This is a genomic window from Arcobacter thermotolerans (genome assembly GCF_983172305.1).
In genome coordinates this window covers 1-16,054 of record NZ_CFAFZJ010000011.1, presented here as the reverse complement: position 1 = coordinate 16,054, position 16,054 = coordinate 1, and the positions used below count along the sequence as shown (strand labels likewise).

Annotated in this window: 17 protein-coding genes; 8 read left to right on the top strand and 9 right to left on the bottom strand. The window is 28.3% G+C overall.

Translation table 11 applies throughout. From position 1 onward, the window contains the following. The first annotated feature begins 8 nt into the window (after nt 1-8). On the top strand, nt 9-1,250 hold the full coding sequence (locus tag AC5LG6_RS08765) for a ComEC/Rec2 family competence protein (protein WP_498586278.1): 1,242 nt from the start codon (nt 9-11) through the stop codon (nt 1,248-1,250). 12 nt (nt 1,251-1,262) lie between these two features. Here AC5LG6_RS08765 and AC5LG6_RS08760 read toward each other — a convergent pair whose 3' ends face one another. The 3 genes from AC5LG6_RS08760 to AC5LG6_RS08750 form a co-directional block, all read right to left on the bottom strand. After that, complete coding sequence (locus AC5LG6_RS08760; RefSeq protein ID WP_066166060.1) at nt 1,263-1,592, bottom strand: hypothetical protein; 330 nt, start codon at nt 1,590-1,592, stop codon at nt 1,263-1,265. A 12-nt stretch (nt 1,593-1,604) separates the two neighbouring features. Then, on the bottom strand, nt 1,605-2,885 hold the full coding sequence (locus AC5LG6_RS08755; RefSeq protein ID WP_081560249.1) for a sulfite oxidase: 1,281 nt from the start codon (nt 2,883-2,885) through the stop codon (nt 1,605-1,607). A 190-nt stretch (nt 2,886-3,075) separates the two neighbouring features. Beyond that, nucleotides 3,076-3,957, bottom strand: coding sequence for a DMT family transporter (locus tag AC5LG6_RS08750; protein ID WP_498586277.1), 882 nt, complete (start codon nt 3,955-3,957; stop codon nt 3,076-3,078). Between the two features lie 129 nt (nt 3,958-4,086). Between AC5LG6_RS08750 and sugE the strand changes: the two genes are divergently transcribed. Further along, nucleotides 4,087-4,404 carry a quaternary ammonium compound efflux SMR transporter SugE gene (gene sugE, locus AC5LG6_RS08745; RefSeq protein WP_066159382.1) on the top strand — a complete coding sequence of 106 codons (318 nt, stop codon included), beginning with the start codon at nt 4,087-4,089 and terminating at the stop codon, nt 4,402-4,404. Here sugE and AC5LG6_RS08740 read toward each other — a convergent pair. From AC5LG6_RS08740 to AC5LG6_RS08720, 5 genes are all read right to left on the bottom strand, one after another. After that, nucleotides 4,394-5,536: a sensor histidine kinase gene (locus tag AC5LG6_RS08740; RefSeq protein ID WP_498586276.1), complete on the bottom strand. Its 1,143-nt coding sequence runs from the start codon at nt 5,534-5,536 to the stop codon at nt 4,394-4,396. The genes sugE and AC5LG6_RS08740 overlap by 11 nt on opposite strands. Then, a complete protein-coding gene (locus tag AC5LG6_RS08735; RefSeq protein ID WP_066403477.1) occupies nt 5,526-6,185 on the bottom strand; it encodes a response regulator transcription factor in 660 nt (219 codons plus the stop codon). Before AC5LG6_RS08735 ends, AC5LG6_RS08740 begins: the two co-directional genes overlap by 11 nt. After that, nucleotides 6,182-7,000 carry a cache domain-containing protein gene (locus AC5LG6_RS08730; protein ID WP_319059282.1) on the bottom strand — a complete coding sequence of 273 codons (819 nt, stop codon included), beginning with the start codon at nt 6,998-7,000 and terminating at the stop codon, nt 6,182-6,184. Before AC5LG6_RS08730 ends, AC5LG6_RS08735 begins: the two co-directional genes overlap by 4 nt. A 141-nt stretch (nt 7,001-7,141) precedes the next feature. Further along, nucleotides 7,142-8,140 carry a c-type cytochrome gene (locus AC5LG6_RS08725; RefSeq protein ID WP_066222710.1) on the bottom strand — a complete coding sequence of 333 codons (999 nt, stop codon included), beginning with the start codon at nt 8,138-8,140 and terminating at the stop codon, nt 7,142-7,144. A gap of 93 nt (nt 8,141-8,233) precedes the next feature. Next, entirely contained in the window at nt 8,234-8,998 is a 765-nt protein-coding gene (locus tag AC5LG6_RS08720) for a M48 family metallopeptidase (protein WP_260875463.1), read from the bottom strand. Nucleotides 8,999-9,247: 249 nt separating this feature from the next. Here AC5LG6_RS08720 and AC5LG6_RS08715 point away from each other — a divergent pair, with 249 nt between their 5' ends. After that, nucleotides 9,248-11,824, top strand: coding sequence for a bifunctional aconitate hydratase 2/2-methylisocitrate dehydratase (locus AC5LG6_RS08715; RefSeq protein WP_390870781.1), 2,577 nt, complete (start codon nt 9,248-9,250; stop codon nt 11,822-11,824). 54 nt (nt 11,825-11,878) lie between these two features. On the opposite strand, the gene AC5LG6_RS08710 is transcribed toward AC5LG6_RS08715, so the two are convergent. Continuing rightward, the gene (locus tag AC5LG6_RS08710; RefSeq protein WP_498586273.1) at nt 11,879-12,340 is read right to left on the bottom strand and encodes a hypothetical protein; all 462 of its coding nucleotides are present in this window, start codon (nt 12,338-12,340) and stop codon (nt 11,879-11,881) included. Nucleotides 12,341-12,490: 150 nt separating this feature from the next. Between AC5LG6_RS08710 and AC5LG6_RS08705 the strand changes: the two genes are divergently transcribed. From AC5LG6_RS08705 to AC5LG6_RS08685, 5 genes are read left to right on the top strand one after another with little or no spacing between them, the layout of a single operon-like run. Then, entirely contained in the window at nt 12,491-13,351 is an 861-nt protein-coding gene (locus AC5LG6_RS08705) for a decaprenyl-phosphate phosphoribosyltransferase (protein WP_498586272.1), read from the top strand. Next, a complete protein-coding gene (locus AC5LG6_RS08700; RefSeq protein WP_434228979.1) occupies nt 13,351-13,755 on the top strand; it encodes a GtrA family protein in 405 nt (134 codons plus the stop codon). The genes AC5LG6_RS08705 and AC5LG6_RS08700 overlap by 1 nt, the downstream gene beginning before the upstream one ends. Continuing rightward, the gene (locus AC5LG6_RS08695) at nt 13,746-15,038 is read left to right on the top strand and encodes an FAD-binding protein (protein WP_498586271.1); all 1,293 of its coding nucleotides are present in this window, start codon (nt 13,746-13,748) and stop codon (nt 15,036-15,038) included. The genes AC5LG6_RS08700 and AC5LG6_RS08695 overlap by 10 nt, the downstream gene beginning before the upstream one ends. A gap of 1 nt (nt 15,039) precedes the next feature. Then, a complete protein-coding gene (locus AC5LG6_RS08690) occupies nt 15,040-15,771 on the top strand; it encodes an SDR family oxidoreductase (RefSeq protein ID WP_498586269.1) in 732 nt (243 codons plus the stop codon). After that, nucleotides 15,768-15,947, top strand: a complete 180-nt coding sequence (locus AC5LG6_RS08685; RefSeq protein WP_498586268.1) for a hypothetical protein — start codon at nt 15,768-15,770, stop codon at nt 15,945-15,947. Before AC5LG6_RS08690 ends, AC5LG6_RS08685 begins: the two co-directional genes overlap by 4 nt. Nucleotides 15,948-16,054 lie beyond the last annotated feature (107 nt).

Below are 16,054 nucleotides of genomic sequence, written 5' to 3'. Positions count from 1 at the left end.
TTTAACTTATGCAAGATTTACAAATATCAAAAAATAGTCTATTTTTTACTCTTTTTCTACTTTTTGTTTTTATGATAAATATTTTATTTAACTATTTGTCATATAAAGAGTTAAAAAAAGAGTATATTTTTGAAACAAAAGCCGAAGTCTTAAATATCTACCCAAAAGAAAAATTTGATGTTATAAAGCTAAAAGGCGATGGTTTTGAATTTTTTGCCTCTTTTTCAAAAGATGAAAATATTAAAAAACTAGATTTTCTAAATGTAGTTTTTGATACTAGAAATATCACATTTTATACCTATCTAAAAGGTTTTTTTACAAAAATCTTATATTTTGAAAGAGGTGAAAAAAATAATAGCGTAAAAGAAAAAATTATTAAAAATATTGAAGAAAATCATGATGATTTTATGATAAGAGAGCTTTTTAATGCTCTATTTCTTGCAATTCCAGTATCAAGTCAATTAAGAGATATTATAACAGCTTATGGAATTGCACATGTTGTTGCCTTATCTGGATTTCATATAGTAGTTTTATCTTTTGTAATTTATTGGATTTTATATTTTCCTTATAGTTTTCTACAAAACAGATATTTTCCATACAGAAATAGAAGATTTGATATTCTACTAATAACTATGGCAATACTCTTTTATTATTTACTTTTAACAGATATTGTTCCATCGCTTTTAAGAGCATTTGTACTTTTTAGTCTAGGGCTTTATCTTTTAAGAAGTAATATAAAAGTAATCTCATATCTAACACTTTTTTATACTTTTTTGATAGTTATTGCACTTTTCCCTCAATATATTTTTAATATTGGATTTTGGTTCTCTATTTTTGCAGTTTTTTATATCTATTTGTTTATTCAATATTTTAAGAATGGAAATAAAATTTTACTTTATATATTTTTTAATATTTGGATGTTTTTAATTTTTAACCCAATAGTTCACTTCTTTTTTACTCAAACAGCTATTGAGCAGTTTTACTCAATTCCTATTACTATATTTTTTACAATATTTTATCCACTTGAAATAGTTGCACATATTTTTAATATATCTTCCTATTTTGATAATTATTTAAAAATATTTTTAGAAAATAAAATCTATGTTTATGAAGTTTTTACACCTTTATATTTTTTTATTTTATATATTTTGTTTTCATTTTTTTCAATTTGGAGTAAAAAATCTTTTTTTATATTAAATATTTTGATGATAGGATTTAACTTTTATTTATATATAAGTGGGTATATTTAAACCCACTTATTGCTAATTTGGCATATCTTTTATTTTTAAGTTTGCTCTTCGATAAACATTTCCAGGAGGGTAGTTTGTCTCAAGATAAGTTAAAATTTCATCCTCTATTTCTGGAGTGAATTGCCATAAACCTTGAGTTCTTTGCATCCAAACAATCATAGCTTTCCAAGTATCTCTATCACCTTTTTGAGTAGTAATAAATTTTGCACTATGACAAACAGTACAGTTTGCTTTTACAGTTTCAAACCCTTTTGCAATAATCAATCCAGATTCGCTATCAATTTTTTGTGCTTGAAGGAAAATAGATGATGATGCTAAAAGTATTAGTAATACTTTTTTCATATACAACTCCTTTTATACAACTTGAACAGCGATTCTGTGACAAGCGTTGTTTAGATAACCTCTTGGATTCCATCCTGGTAAAATTATTGGTTGCATCTTACCATTGCTATCAGTTGCTCTTGCCCAAACTTCATAGTATCCTTTTTGTGGGAATTTAACACTTGCTTCCCAAGTTTGCCATGCAGTTTTATTTAGTGGTTTATTAACATTTGCTTTTTCCCAAGTTGCACCAAAATCTATAGAAACATACATCTCTTTAACTTTTAAATCTCCAGCCCATGCTTTTCCATTTAGCTTTAATTTATCATTTAAAGAGTGAGTAAGACCTGATTTTGGGAATGTAATTAGTGATTTTACAGGCATAGATTCTATTATACACATATTTTCATTTGGTACAGTAGAACCAGGAGCAACAGGTTCACAAGGCATTCTATATGATTGTCCCATCATTTTTTCACCATCATGAACTTTATTTCTAACTACAATTTTACTTAGCCATTTTCCAGAAACAGAAGCAGGCCATCCACCAATTACTAATCTTAAGGGATAACCATTTTGGTATGGAATATTTTGACCTTCATAAGCCCAAGCTATTAAAACTTCATCCTCTAAAGCTTTTTTAATAGGAACTCCTCTACTAATAACTACTTTAGTAGGGTCTCCACTTAAGTGTGTATCTTTCCCGTAATATCCAATATAAACGGCATCTTTTTTAATACCACAAGACTCTAAAACATCTTTTAATCTAACTCCTGTCCATCGTCCACAACCAACTGCTCCAAGTTCCCATTGATTTCCTTTTGTTGGTGGATTAAACTCAGCTCTTCCATTTCCACCACACTCTAGTGTTAATGCATAAGTGTGATGTTTAAATTTACTTTTTAAATCATCAATAGAAAAAGTTGTAGGATTTTTACAACTCTCACCTGATATTTCCAAAGTCCAGTTTTTAACATCTATATCTTCTAGTGCAGGAGGTGTTCCATTATTTCTAACAAAGAAATGTTTATCTGGAGTAAACTCATCATTTAACAAATGAGGAGGGGTCTCTGCATTTATAGGTCTATCATTTAAGTAGATTAATCCCTCTTTCCCTGGAAGTGAAAAAGGGATATCAGAGTTTGCAAGTGCTGCTGGTATTAAACCACCTGGCATATTTTGTGCAAATGGTATGTTTGAGCCAACAATAGCTGCCATTGCCAATAAAGAACTTTTTTTTAGAAATCCCCTTCTAGAAGTTGGTTCAACCTCTCTATCAAATATATCCAAATCAGCTTTTATAGGATCTTTCATATAAGCTTCATGAATTCCAATAGTTTTAATTTTTTTATTTTTCAAAACTCTCTCCTTAGAATTAAATATTAAGATAAATCTTAATGCTTAATTGTAGTATGAAATAAGAAATATAAGATAAATTTTGATTTTATAAGTTTAGTTTAATCTTTAAAAGTAAAAATATGTAACATTTTTACTTTTTTAGACTCTATTTTTGCCTTAAAATTATAATTGTAGCAATTGTTGAAAGCAAAATACCTATAAAAACTCCTAAAGAGATTCTCTGTTTTTCAAAAATAAACATTATTAAAGCAACTAAAGATGGACTTATATAAATATATGCCATAACTTTTTTTGGTCCTAAAATAAGTGTTGCTTTTTGATATAAAAATAGCGTTAAAATTGTTGTTGCAACTACTAAATATAACATTGAAAATAGTAAATTACCCTCAATTTTTCCCCATTCATAAGGGATATTTAAAATCCACATTGTAAAGCTCATCCAGATTATTCCAGCCATTAAAGTAGAAAAAACAAGCACAATAATATCATCATCTTTTTTATATAAAACCTTTAAAAATATTGAATAAAGTGCCATAGATAAAGAGGCTATTAAAAATATAATATCTCCTTGATTTAGAGAAAATTTTAATAAAAGTTCTAAATTGGCTTTAAAAACAACTATTAAAGTAGAGATTATTCCTATAATATAAACAATCAACTGAGCTAGAGGAATCTTCTCTTTAAAGAAAAAGATACATAAAATTGCAGTCATTAAAGGAACTAAAGTATAAATAGAGCCTGTATTTAAAACTGTTGTATACTCCAAAGCTTTGAACATTCCAATAAAATATAAAGAGTAAAAAAGGCTTATAACCATAGCTTTTGGTAAGAATTTTGGTACAGCTTTTACTCTATTTTTATTAAAAATTACAAGTGGTGATAAAAAAATAAGTGCTAAAACAAATCTATAAAGAGTTAATGATATTGCATCTATTGTGCTTGAAAGTTTATATGATGCAAGAAATGATCCTGCTATAAAAATTGTTGCTATTACTACATAAATATGAGCTTTTGTTGATTGTTGCAAAACTTTACCTTAATTGATTTTTATTTATATTTTATCTAATATTTACTAAAATAGGCTTCTACAAAAGCTAGGACGACCTAGCCTCTTTACTCATTCAAGGACGGCCTTAAATTTTTCAAAAGGATTTTTATGAGTTGGACAATACTATTTTTAGCAGGTATTTTTGAGATATTTTGGGCAGTTGGTTTAAAATATAGTGATGGGTTTACAAAACTATTTCCAACTATTTTTACTATTGTTACTATGATTATTAGTTTTTATCTTCTTAGCCTTGCTTTAAAAGCTCTTCCTATTGGTACAGCTTATGCTGTTTGGGTAGGTATTGGAACTGTTGGAACTGTAATTGCTGGAATTATGCTTTTTGGTGAATCTATGACTTTAATTAGAGTTATAAGTATTTTATTTATTCTTATAGGAATAGTTGGTCTTAAATTTACTACAAACTAAAAATATATGTAAAAGTTGAGCCTTGACTCTCTTTTGAGTCTAGCTCAATTTTTATACCATTTTTATCACAAATATTTTTTACAATACTAAGTCCTATTCCAAATCCACCTGTTATATTATCGCCTCTATAATATCTTTTAAAAACAGTTGATGTATCTTTTATACCAACTCCTTCATCTTTAAAAACAAGCCTTATATTTTTATCATCTTTTATTAAACTAACATAAATATTTGAATCATTTTTTGAATATTTTATTGCATTTGATAGATTATTATCAATTATTCTATAAGCTTCAATCTCATTAAAAACTATTTCAATATTTGCTTCTATATTTTTATGAAAAACTATATTTCTAGCAACTGCTAAGTCATTGAAAAACTCAACTCTTTTTTCTAAAAATGAAGATAAATTAATATCTGTTTTTAACTCTTTTACCTCATGTTGTTGCATGTAATACTCTAAATCTTCATAAATAATTGTCATATTTTTCAAAGCAGATTTTACTCTTAAAATATTTTTATCATTTCTTAATCTCATTGATAACATATCAATATTTATTCTAGCAACTCCTATTGGAGTTTTAAGTTCATGCATAGCATCTTTTAAAAACTCATCTAAATAGATATTTAATTTTTTATATGGCTCAATGCTCTGTTTTATTACAAAAAATGAGAGTAAAAATATAAAAAAAGTAACTATTGAGATAAGTATTAAGGCATTATAAATAACCTCACTATAATCAACCTTTTTGCAAACAATTAAAAATGAAGCATCTAAAATATTTTGATTTAACTCTTTTTGATAACAAAATCTATCTTTAAATTTTTTAAAATCTTCATAAAAAAACTCTAAAGATTCATTTGAAGAGAATATTTCATTTTTATTTTTATCAAAAATTGAAGAGAAATATATGTTTGATCTTGGATAATAAAATATATTGTTGTTCTGTCTTTCAAAATAATCTATTTTAAAAACAATTTGATTTGCATAATTTTGTAAATCTATCTTATCTTTTATATCTTGATTATTTTTTGTTGCATCTATATAAAAATATATTGGAATAAGAGCAATTAAAAGTGTAATTGTTACTTGAATTACAATATATTTTAGTTCTGATTTACTATTTATCAATTTTATAACCTAAAAATCTCTTTGTTTTAATAAAATCTTTGTCTGTTTTTTCTCTAACTCTTTTTATACACATTCTAATATCTGCATAAGATATATCTTTATTCTCCCAAACATTTTCATGTAAAGACTCAATAGATACAAAAAAGCCTCTATTTTGTACCAAAAAAGATAGAAGTTCAAGCTCTTTTGCTGATAAATCAACCATCTCTTCATCTCTATAAAGAAGAGATTTTTTTATGTTGTATTTAAATCCCAACTCAAGTTCAATACAATCATCGCTTGAGTTAAAATGATTTTTTATAAGTGCCTCTATTCTAAATTTTAGCTCAATCATATCAAAAGGTTTTCTAATATAATCATTGCAACCAAGAGTGTATCCACGGCTTAAATCTTTTATATCTGTAAGTGAAGTTAAAATTATAATTGGAGTATCAATAGAGGCTTCTCTTACATGCTTTACAAGCTCAAATCCATCCATTTTTGGAACTCTTATATCAAGTAACAGCAGATCATACCTTTTTTCAAAAATTGAGTTTAAAGCATCCTCTCCATTATCAAAATCATCAACTACAAAATCAAGCTCTTCTAAAAACTCCTTAATTGAAATTTTATATAAATAGTCATCCTCTAGCAACAATATTTTTATCATCTAATTATTATCTCTTTTTTTAAAATATCTTTATTATCATTTTTTTCATCTTTTATTTCAACATCTATAAAGTAATCATATTTTGGTAAATATCTAAAGTTGTTTATATTTTTATCAAAACTAATAAACAAAACTCCAACACTACTATTTTCAAACTCTCCTAAAGGAATTTGAGTAAAAATTCTACTATCTAGTTCATAATAAAACTTATCTTTTTTTAAAAATTGTGGATTTTTTTCTAAAATATCTAATAATCCTTTTGTAAAACTACTCTCCAAAATAGCATAATCTTTAAACTTTTGATTATTTTGATGATAAGTTGCAATTTTTAAATAATCTTTCTCTAGCATAACTATAGAGTCTATACCTAAAGTTTTAAGCCTATTTACAAGAGATTTAAAATCAACTATTACTTCAAGAGAACCTATAAATATATTTTTATCATTATAAATTGGTACAATTGCTTTTATGTTAAATCGTTTTCCTAATTCACTTGAAACATAAGGTTCCTTTTGGTTTTTAACCTTTACAAGACCCTCTCTAAAACTATCAAGTTTTAATCCAAAATCTTTATCTTCCCAACTTCTTGTAAATACCTCTAAATCTTTTGTATGAATTTGAACATCTATACTATTTTTCGTATATGTTTCTATAATATTTAAAAGTTTTAAAAGCTCTTTTTTTAACTCTATATTATTTTTATTTTCTAAATTTTTAACAATCTCTTGATTTCGTGAAAACATTAAAGCTAAAGACAAAGCTTGATTTTTTTGGTTTTCTAACTCATTTTCAATAATTTGGATTTGATTTGACACAAATATGTCAAGATTTTTTTTATCTAAAATATTATTGTATTTATTTAAAAAGTATATAAAAAAAAGAACCAAAATAATAAAAAGTATAACTATCTTTTTGTAGGTTTTTATAAAAGGAAGTATCATAAAGATACTCCTTTTTTATTTATTAGTTTTGATAAATTGTCCAAATGGTCCAAATCTTCTATCATCTGAATCTTTTCCTTGTATATAAGCATCAGGAGCTTTTACAGCAGCATCTGGGAAATCTTTTTCTCTATTTGCCTTTTCTGGTCTTTCGTGTTCGTTTAAATTCATATAAACAGCAACATTATAAGCCTCTTCATCAGTTAAAATTGGATTTTGATGAGTTGCTCCTAAAGGCATATTTGCTTTTATAAAATCCATAGCTTTTAAAGTTCTGTACATTCCAGCACCTTTATTGTAGCTATCTTTCCCCCAAAGTGGTGGATATAAATAACCATTTGCAAGACCTTCGTTTTTAATACCTTCTCCATTTTCTCCATGACAAGAAGCACAATGAACATCATATACAGCTTTTCCTTTAACAGGATCTGCTTTTGTTGTTTGTATCATTTTTCTATTTACTTCAGCCAAACCAATTCCTTGAACTTTTGCACCAACAGGTACTCCTTGACTTAACCAATAAATATAAGCTTCCATAGCCTTCATCTCTTTGCTTGAATTTGGCAGTGGTTTTCCATTCATACTTCTTTCCATACAACCATTTATTCTATCAGATAAAGAACCTATTACATTCTCTCTAGGTCTATACTGTGGAAAGTTTCCGTAAATTCCTACAAATGGTGCAGAATACTCTTTTGTACCTGCGTCTAAGTGACAACTTTGACATGAAAGATTATTTCCAGCATATCTCATATTTTTGTCTTTAACTTCAGGACCTATATGTTTATAAGTATGAACTACTAGCTCTTTTCCATATTTAATTAAATCTCCAAATTGGTTATTTGGGATTGTACTTTCATCTGGAATTTTATACTCAAGTTTTTCACCTTCATATTTGTAACCAATATTGTTTCTTTCTTGTATAAGTTTTTTATCAAACTTCACAACTTCAGAAGCAAACAGCGAACTAATGCTTAATGCACTACAAACTGCAACCGTTAAAATCTTTTTCATAAATAACTCCTCCTACTATTTAATGATATAAAGAATGATAGCTTATTAATATAACTTGAATGTAACAAAAAATAGATAGATGTGAGAATCTATCTATTTTGCTTCATTTCCAATCTTATTTATTACAGTTTGAATATCTTTTGTTCTATTTTGTGAACTTGGATGTGTAGAGAAAAAGTCATTTCCTCCACTTTTACCCTCGCTCATATTTTCCCAAAATTTAGTAGCTTCATTTACATTGTATCCAGCCTTATGCATTAGATAAATACCTATTTCATCAGCTTCACTCTCTTGCATTCTTCCATAAGGAAGCATAACTCCCAAATTTGAACCTAAACCATAGGCTTGATTAAATGCATTTTGATATTGTGGAGCAGTTGCTGCAACTGCTACACTTCCAATTAATCCAACACCTTGTTGTATCATTCCTTGTGTTACTCTTTCAGCTCCGTGACGTGCTAGTGCATGAGCTACTTCGTGTGATATTACAGTTGCTAATTGGTCATCATTTTTTGCATATTTTAAAATTCCTGTATATACAACAACTTTTCCTCCAGGAAGACAAAAAGCATTTGCTTGGTTATCTTCAACTAAATTAAATTCCCACTTATAATTTGGTTGATTTGCAGCAACTGCAATTTTTTGACCAATTGTTTGAACTTTTAAAGCATCTTTTGTGCCTGTTATAACTTTTAGTTCACTTAAAGACTCTTTATATGATTTTTCACCCAAAGCTAACTCTTCTTGTGATGACATAAGAATTAGTTGTGAACGGTTTGTATATGGAGTTTTGTGTGTACAAGCTGAAAATAAAATAGCCACAAATGTAGCAAATATAACAATTTTAAAATATCTCATTTTTTTCCTCTTTGAAATAAAATTTTACTATTTAATCAAAAAAAAGTATAAAAATAGTTTAATTTAATATTGTACATAAATTGTACAATATTTAAGATACTAAAATCTATAAAGTGTTTATATAAACTACAAGTGTAACTTTTATTTACAAAATATAAATTTGTACAACTATAAACAATAATTGTACAAAGATATTTAGAACTTTGTGATATAATTCACCCAAATTCTTAAAATTTAATAGGAGAAAAAATGAGTTTATTACAAGAGTATAAAGCACACGAAGCACAAAGACAAAGCGAAGGTGGATTACCAGGTCTTGCTCTTACAGCTGCTCAAACTGCTGATTTAGTGGAGATTTTAAAAGCTAGTAAAGTTGAAGATGCACAATATGCATTAAATCTATTTAAAAATAAAATTAACCCAGGTGTTGATGATGCTGCTTATGTTAAAGCTGCTTTTTTAAATGATATAGTTCAAGGTAAAGTTGCATGTTCTGTTATTTCAAAAGTTGAAGCTGTTGAAATTTTAGGAACAATGATGGGAGGATACAATGTACCACCACTTGTTGAAGCACTAAAAGTTGCTGAAGTTGCAGATGCAGCTGCTAAAGAGTTAAAAAATACAATTCTTGTTTACAACTCATTTAATGATGTAAAATCATTAATGGATTCTGGAAATGCAAAAGCTAAAGAAGTTATTGAATCATGGGCAAATGCTGAGTGGTTTACAAATAAACCAGCTTTAGAAGAAGAGATTACATTAACAGTTTATAAAATTCCAGGTGAAACAAATACAGATGATTTATCTCCAGCAACTGTTGCATTTACAAGAGCAGATATTCCATTACACGCAACTGCAATGTTACAATCAAGAATGGAAAAACCTTTAGAAAAAATGGAAGAATTAAAAGCAAAAGGTCATCCTTTAGCATATGTTGGTGATGTTGTTGGAACTGGATCTTCAAGAAAATCAGGAATCAACTCTGTTCAATGGCATATGGGAAGAGATATTCCAGGTGTTCCAAATAAAAGAACAGGTGGAGTTGTAATTGGATCTATCATTGCTCCAATTTTCTTTAACACAGCAGAAGATTCAGGATGTTTACCAATCGAAGCAAATGTTGACAATCTAGAAACTGGTGATGTTATCACAGTTAAACCATATGCTGGTGAAATCTTAAAAGATGGAAAAGTTGTTTCTACATTTAAATTAAGTCCAAACACTTTAACAGATGAGATGAGAGCAGGTGGAAGAATTCCTTTAATTATTGGAAAAGGATTAACTGCAAAAGCTAGAGAAGCTTTAAAATTATCAGCTTCAACTGCGTTTATTGCTCCTGAGCAACCTGCAAACAATGGTAAAGGTTATACTCAAGCACAAAAAATGGTTGGACGTGCTTGTGGTGTTGAAGGTGTTAAACCAGGAATGTATGTTGAACCAATTGCAACTACTGTAGGAAGCCAAGATACAACTGGACCAATGACTAGAGATGAGATTAAAGAACTTGCTGCATTATCTTTTGGTGCTGACATGGTTATGCAATCATTCTGTCATACAGCTGCTTATCCAAAACCAGCAGATATTAAATTAAGACATACTTTACCAGATTTCATCAACTCAAGAGGTGGAGTTACACTTAAGCCAGGTGACGGTGTTATTCACTCATGGTTAAATAGATTATGTTTACCTGATACTGTAGGTACTGGTGGAGATTCACATACAAGATTCCCAATTGGTATATCTTTCCCAGCTGGTTCAGGACTTATTGCATTCGCAGGTGTTACAGGTATGATGCCTTTAACTATGCCAGAGTCTGTATTAGTTAAATTTAGTGGAAAAATGCAACCAGGTATTACTCTAAGAGATTTAGTAAATGCTATTCCATATTATGCAATTAAACAAGGATTATTAACAGTTCCTAAGAAAAATAAAAAGAACATTTTTGCTGGAACAATTATTGAAATTCAAGGTTTACCAGACCTAAAAGTTGAGCAAGCGTTTGAATTATCAGATGCATCTGCTGAAAGATCTGCAGCTGCTTGTTCTGTTCAATTAAACAAAGAGCCAATTATTGAGTACCTATCTTCAAATATAGCTTTAATTGAGAAAATGATAGAAGAGGGTTATGAAGATTCTAAAACTCTTCAAAGAAGAGCTGATAAGATGAAAGAGTGGATTAAAAATCCTCAATTATTAGAGCCAGATTCTGATGCTGAGTATTTAGCTACAATTAATATCAACCTAGATGATATTAAAGAGCCAATTTTAGCTTGTCCAAACGATCCAGATGATGTTGCAACATTATCAGAAATTTTAGCTGATGACTCAAGACCTAAAAATATTGATGAAGTATTCGTTGGTTCTTGTATGACAAATATCGGATTATTCAGAGCTTTAGGAGAAGTATTAAAAGGTGAGGGTGTTGCTAAAGCAAAACTATGGGTTGCACCTCCTACAAAAATGGATGAAGCTCAATTAACTGAAGAGGGATATTATGCAGCATTTGCAGCAGCAGGTGCTAGAATTGAGATTCCTGGATGTTCACTATGTATGGGTAACCAAGCACAAGTAAGTGAAGGTTCAACAGTATTCTCTACATCTACAAGAAACTTTGATAACAGACTTGGTAAAAACTCTAAAGTTTATTTAGGTTCTGCTGAAGTTGCTGCTGTTGCTGCACTTTTAGGAAGATTACCATCTGTTCAAGAGTATTTAGATATCGTTGCTAAAAAAATCAATGAAAGCAACAAAGATGGAGTTTACAAATACTTAAACTTCCACCAAGTTACATCTGAACACTTAACTACACTTTTAACTTCAAGATAATTTTATCTTAAAATAAAAAAGTCTAAAGCCTCTAGATTTTATCTAGAGGCTTTTTTATTTATTATTAAAATCTAGATTTTTAATATCTTCTTGAGCTCTTTTTGTTGAGTCTTTGTAGCTTTCAAGTAAATCTATAAGTGTATATAAAAACTTTTCAGAAGCATATGGAAGCATCTGTAATATGTAGTTGTATAGATGATAGTTTGTGTCATTTTGTAGTTTTTGATTGTTTAGTTTTTCTTCAAATTTGAAGTAGTTTTCTAAAAGTTTTTGCTCTTCTTGACTTGGATTTTCTAAAATATTTTGTAAAATTTTCACTCTATCTTTTTTGTTATCTTCAAATAACTCCGAAATACCAACATCTAAAACTTTTGCGATATATGGTAATAGCTCAGCTTTTATCTCCCTGCTACCATTTAAGTATCCATAAATTGTAGATGCACTAGGAACTTCTCTTGTTGATTTTAAAATAGGCTCTAAAGCTATTAACTTCTCTGCAAAAAATTTTTTACTCATTCCTTTTTCTTTTAAAAAAAGATTAATTTTATACGATAAGTCCAAATTGTACTCCAATATTATTCAAAATGAATAATATTAATTTGTTTATAAACTCTTTTTGGGCAAAATTCAACCCATTTTGAGTAAATGTCTTTAGGGGAATATTTTTTGCAATCTATTTTAAAACTACTTCGACCGCATCAATATATTAAAAATCTATTTGTATTTGCACCACTATTTTTTACATTTTCATTTAATTTTGAGCAAATTGTAGATTGTATTGTAGTATTTGTACTATTTTCATTTTTGGCTAGTAGTATCTATATTTTAAATGATTATATGGATATTGAAGAAGACAGACAACATCCAAAAAAGAAGTTTAGACCAATTGCAAGTGGAGAAGTTAGCAAAAATAGTGCAAAAATACTATTTTTTGTCTTATCAATTCCATCTTTAGTTGCTTCATATTTTATAAATATTGATTTATTTGTAGTTCTTACAATCTATTTTGTTTTGAATATTGCTTATTCTTTGGGATTAAAGCATATAACTATTGTTGATATTTTTATTATAGCTTCTGGATTTGTTTTAAGACTTTTTGCAGGTGCAAGTGTGATTGATAATCAACTTTCAATGTGGATTATAATTATGACTTTTTTACTAGCACTATTTTTGGCAGTTGCAAAAAGAAGAGATGATGTGCTTCTTGCATTTGAAGGCAAAGAGACAAGAAAAAATATAGATGGCTACAACTTAGAGTTTGTAAATGCTGTTATGGTTTTCATGGCTGGAGTTATTGTAGTGGCTTATGTGCTTTATACAGTTTCAGATGATGTAATAGATAGATTAAATAGTAGCAATCTATATATTACAGCATTTTTTGTGATACTTGGAGTTATGAGATATATGCAGATAACTTTTGTAGAGGGAAATAGCGGAAACCCTACAAAAGTAGTTTTAAAAGATAGATTTTTGCAAATAACTATTCTGTTTTGGTTGGCTAGTTTTTTTGTGATAGTGAGAATATAATGCTTTTAGTTTTAAAATACTCTTTCTTTGCACTAATTGCAACTATTATAAATTTATTTACTCAATTTATAAGTTTGGCTATATATTCACAAAACTTTAGTTTGTATATTGCTATGTTTTTTGGAACACTCACAGGACTTATTGCAAAGTATATCTTAGATAAAAAATATATTTTTTATTATGTGGTAAAAGATAAAAAAGAAAATAGCCAAAAGTTTATTTTATACTCAATAATGGGAGTTTTTACAACTCTTATTTTTTGGGGATTTGAAATTGGGTTTGATTATATATTTGATAGTGAGATTGCCAAATATATTGGTGCAATTATAGGTCTTAGCATTGGTTACATCACAAAATATTTTCTAGATAAGAAGTTTGTATTTAAAGGAAATCTATGCAACTAAATAGCTGGGGAATGTATCCACAAATAAAAAGTAAAAAATTTACTTTTAAAACAAAAGAGAATTTAAAAAATATTTTAAAAGAAAACAGCACTTTTATTCCTTTTGGAAATGGTAGAAGCTACGGAGATAGTGCTTTAGCTGAAAATATAATCTACTCTAAACCATACAACTATTTTTTTAATTTTGATAAAGAGCTTGGTATTTTACACTGTCAAAGTGGAGTAATGCTAAGTGAAATCATAGAAGTATTTGTACCTCGTGGTTGGTTTTTAAAAGTAACTCCTGGAACAAAACTAATAACTATTGGTGGAGCAATAGCAAGTGATGTTCACGGTAAAAATCATCATGTAGAGGGTTGTTTTAGCTCTTGTGTTGAAGAGTTTACTTTAATTCTTCCAAATGGAGAGATAAAAAATGTGAAAAAAGATGATGAGCTTTTTCTTGCTACTTGTGGTGGTATGGGATTAACAGGAGTTATTTTGGATGCAAAAATATCTCTAAAAAAGATTAACTCAAAATATATAAACCAAACTACTATAAAAACAAAAAATCTAAAAGATACTTTTGAAGCTTTTGAGAAATATTCTCATATGCCTTACTCTGTTGCTTGGATAGATTGCCTTGCAAGTGGTAAAGATATTGGAAAATGTTTGCTTATGGTGGGAGATTTTGCAGATGATGGCAAACTTGATTTTAAAGAGAAAAAGAAAATAAATATACCTTTTAATTTTCCATCATTTGCTTTAAATAGCTTAAGTGTAAAAGCATTTAACTGGCTATATTATAAAAAAACACCTATGGGTGAGAGTAAACAAGTAGTAGATATTGATACTTTTTTTTATCCACTTGATGCTATAAACAACTGGAATAGAATCTATGGTAAAGGTGGCTTTACTCAGTATCAATTTATTTTGCCAAAAGAGAAAAGCTATGATGGATTAAAAGAGATTTTAGAAAAAATATCAAATAGCAAAAAAGGCTCATTTTTGGCAGTTTTAAAACTCTATGGAGAAGAAAATAAAAATTATCTCTCTTTTCCAATGAAAGGATATAGCCTAGCACTTGATTTTAAAATTGAAAAAGGGATATTTGAACTTTTAAATAGTCTTGATGAGATAGTTTTAAAATATGGTGGAAGAATATACCTTACAAAAGATGTAAGAGTTTCAAAAGAGAGTTTTGAAAAAGGTTATCCAAATATTGAAAAATTTAGAGAACTTAGAAAAAAATATGCTATGAGTGAAAAATTTGTTTCACTTCAAAGTAAAAGAGTAGGAATATAAAATGAGTTATGTATTAATAATAGGTGCTAAAAGCGATATAGCAAAAGAGGTTGCAAGAGTTTATGCAAAAAATGGTTACAACCTATATTTAGCTTCAAGACAGAGTGAAGATTTAAAAGATTTGGCAAATGATATAAAAATAAGGTCAAATGTTGAAGTGGTTTTAAAAGAGTTTGATATAGCAAAGTTTGAGACACATAGTGATTTTTATAATTCACTAGAACCAAAACCTTTTGGTGTGATAGTAGCTGCTGGTTATATGGCTGAACAAAAAGAGTGTGAAAATGATTTTATAAAAACATTAAATACTATAAATGTAAATTTTACAGGAGCGGTTAGTATTTTAAATATCATTGCAAACGATATGGAGAAAAGTAAAAATGGCTTTATAGTAGGAGTTAGTTCAGTTGCAGGTGATAGAGGAAGAAAAGCTAATTATATTTATGGTTCATCAAAAGCCGCTTTTAGTGCATATTTAAGTGGTCTTAGAAATAGACTATTTGAAAGTAAAGTTCAAGTTCTGACTGTAAAACCTGGATTTGTAGCTACAAAAATGACAGCTGGACTTGATTTGCCAGTCAAACTTACAGCACAACCAGAAGAGGTGGCAAAAGATATTTTTGTAGCTCAACAAAAAGGTAAAGATGTACTTTATACAAAATCAATATGGAGAGTGATAATGATGATAATAAAATTAATTCCAGAATGGAAGTTTAAGGGGATGAGTTTATGAGATTTGTAATTAGTAACTATTTTATAGCATTATGGACAATTCTGAGTGGAATTGTATTTGTTTTTTATGGTTATATTCAACCAATTACAATAATAAATGGAGGAGTTGGATGGGATGGAACACAATATACAACTATGTTTAATTATTTTAAAAGTGGTACATTTACATTTGATTGAGACCGTTAAATATTTCGTGTCAAAGTAATTCTGATAGGAGAAATCCTATCACACCAGAACTTAAATTTTAAGTTCACTATCTAATCTTCCTTCAAAAAATATTGCCA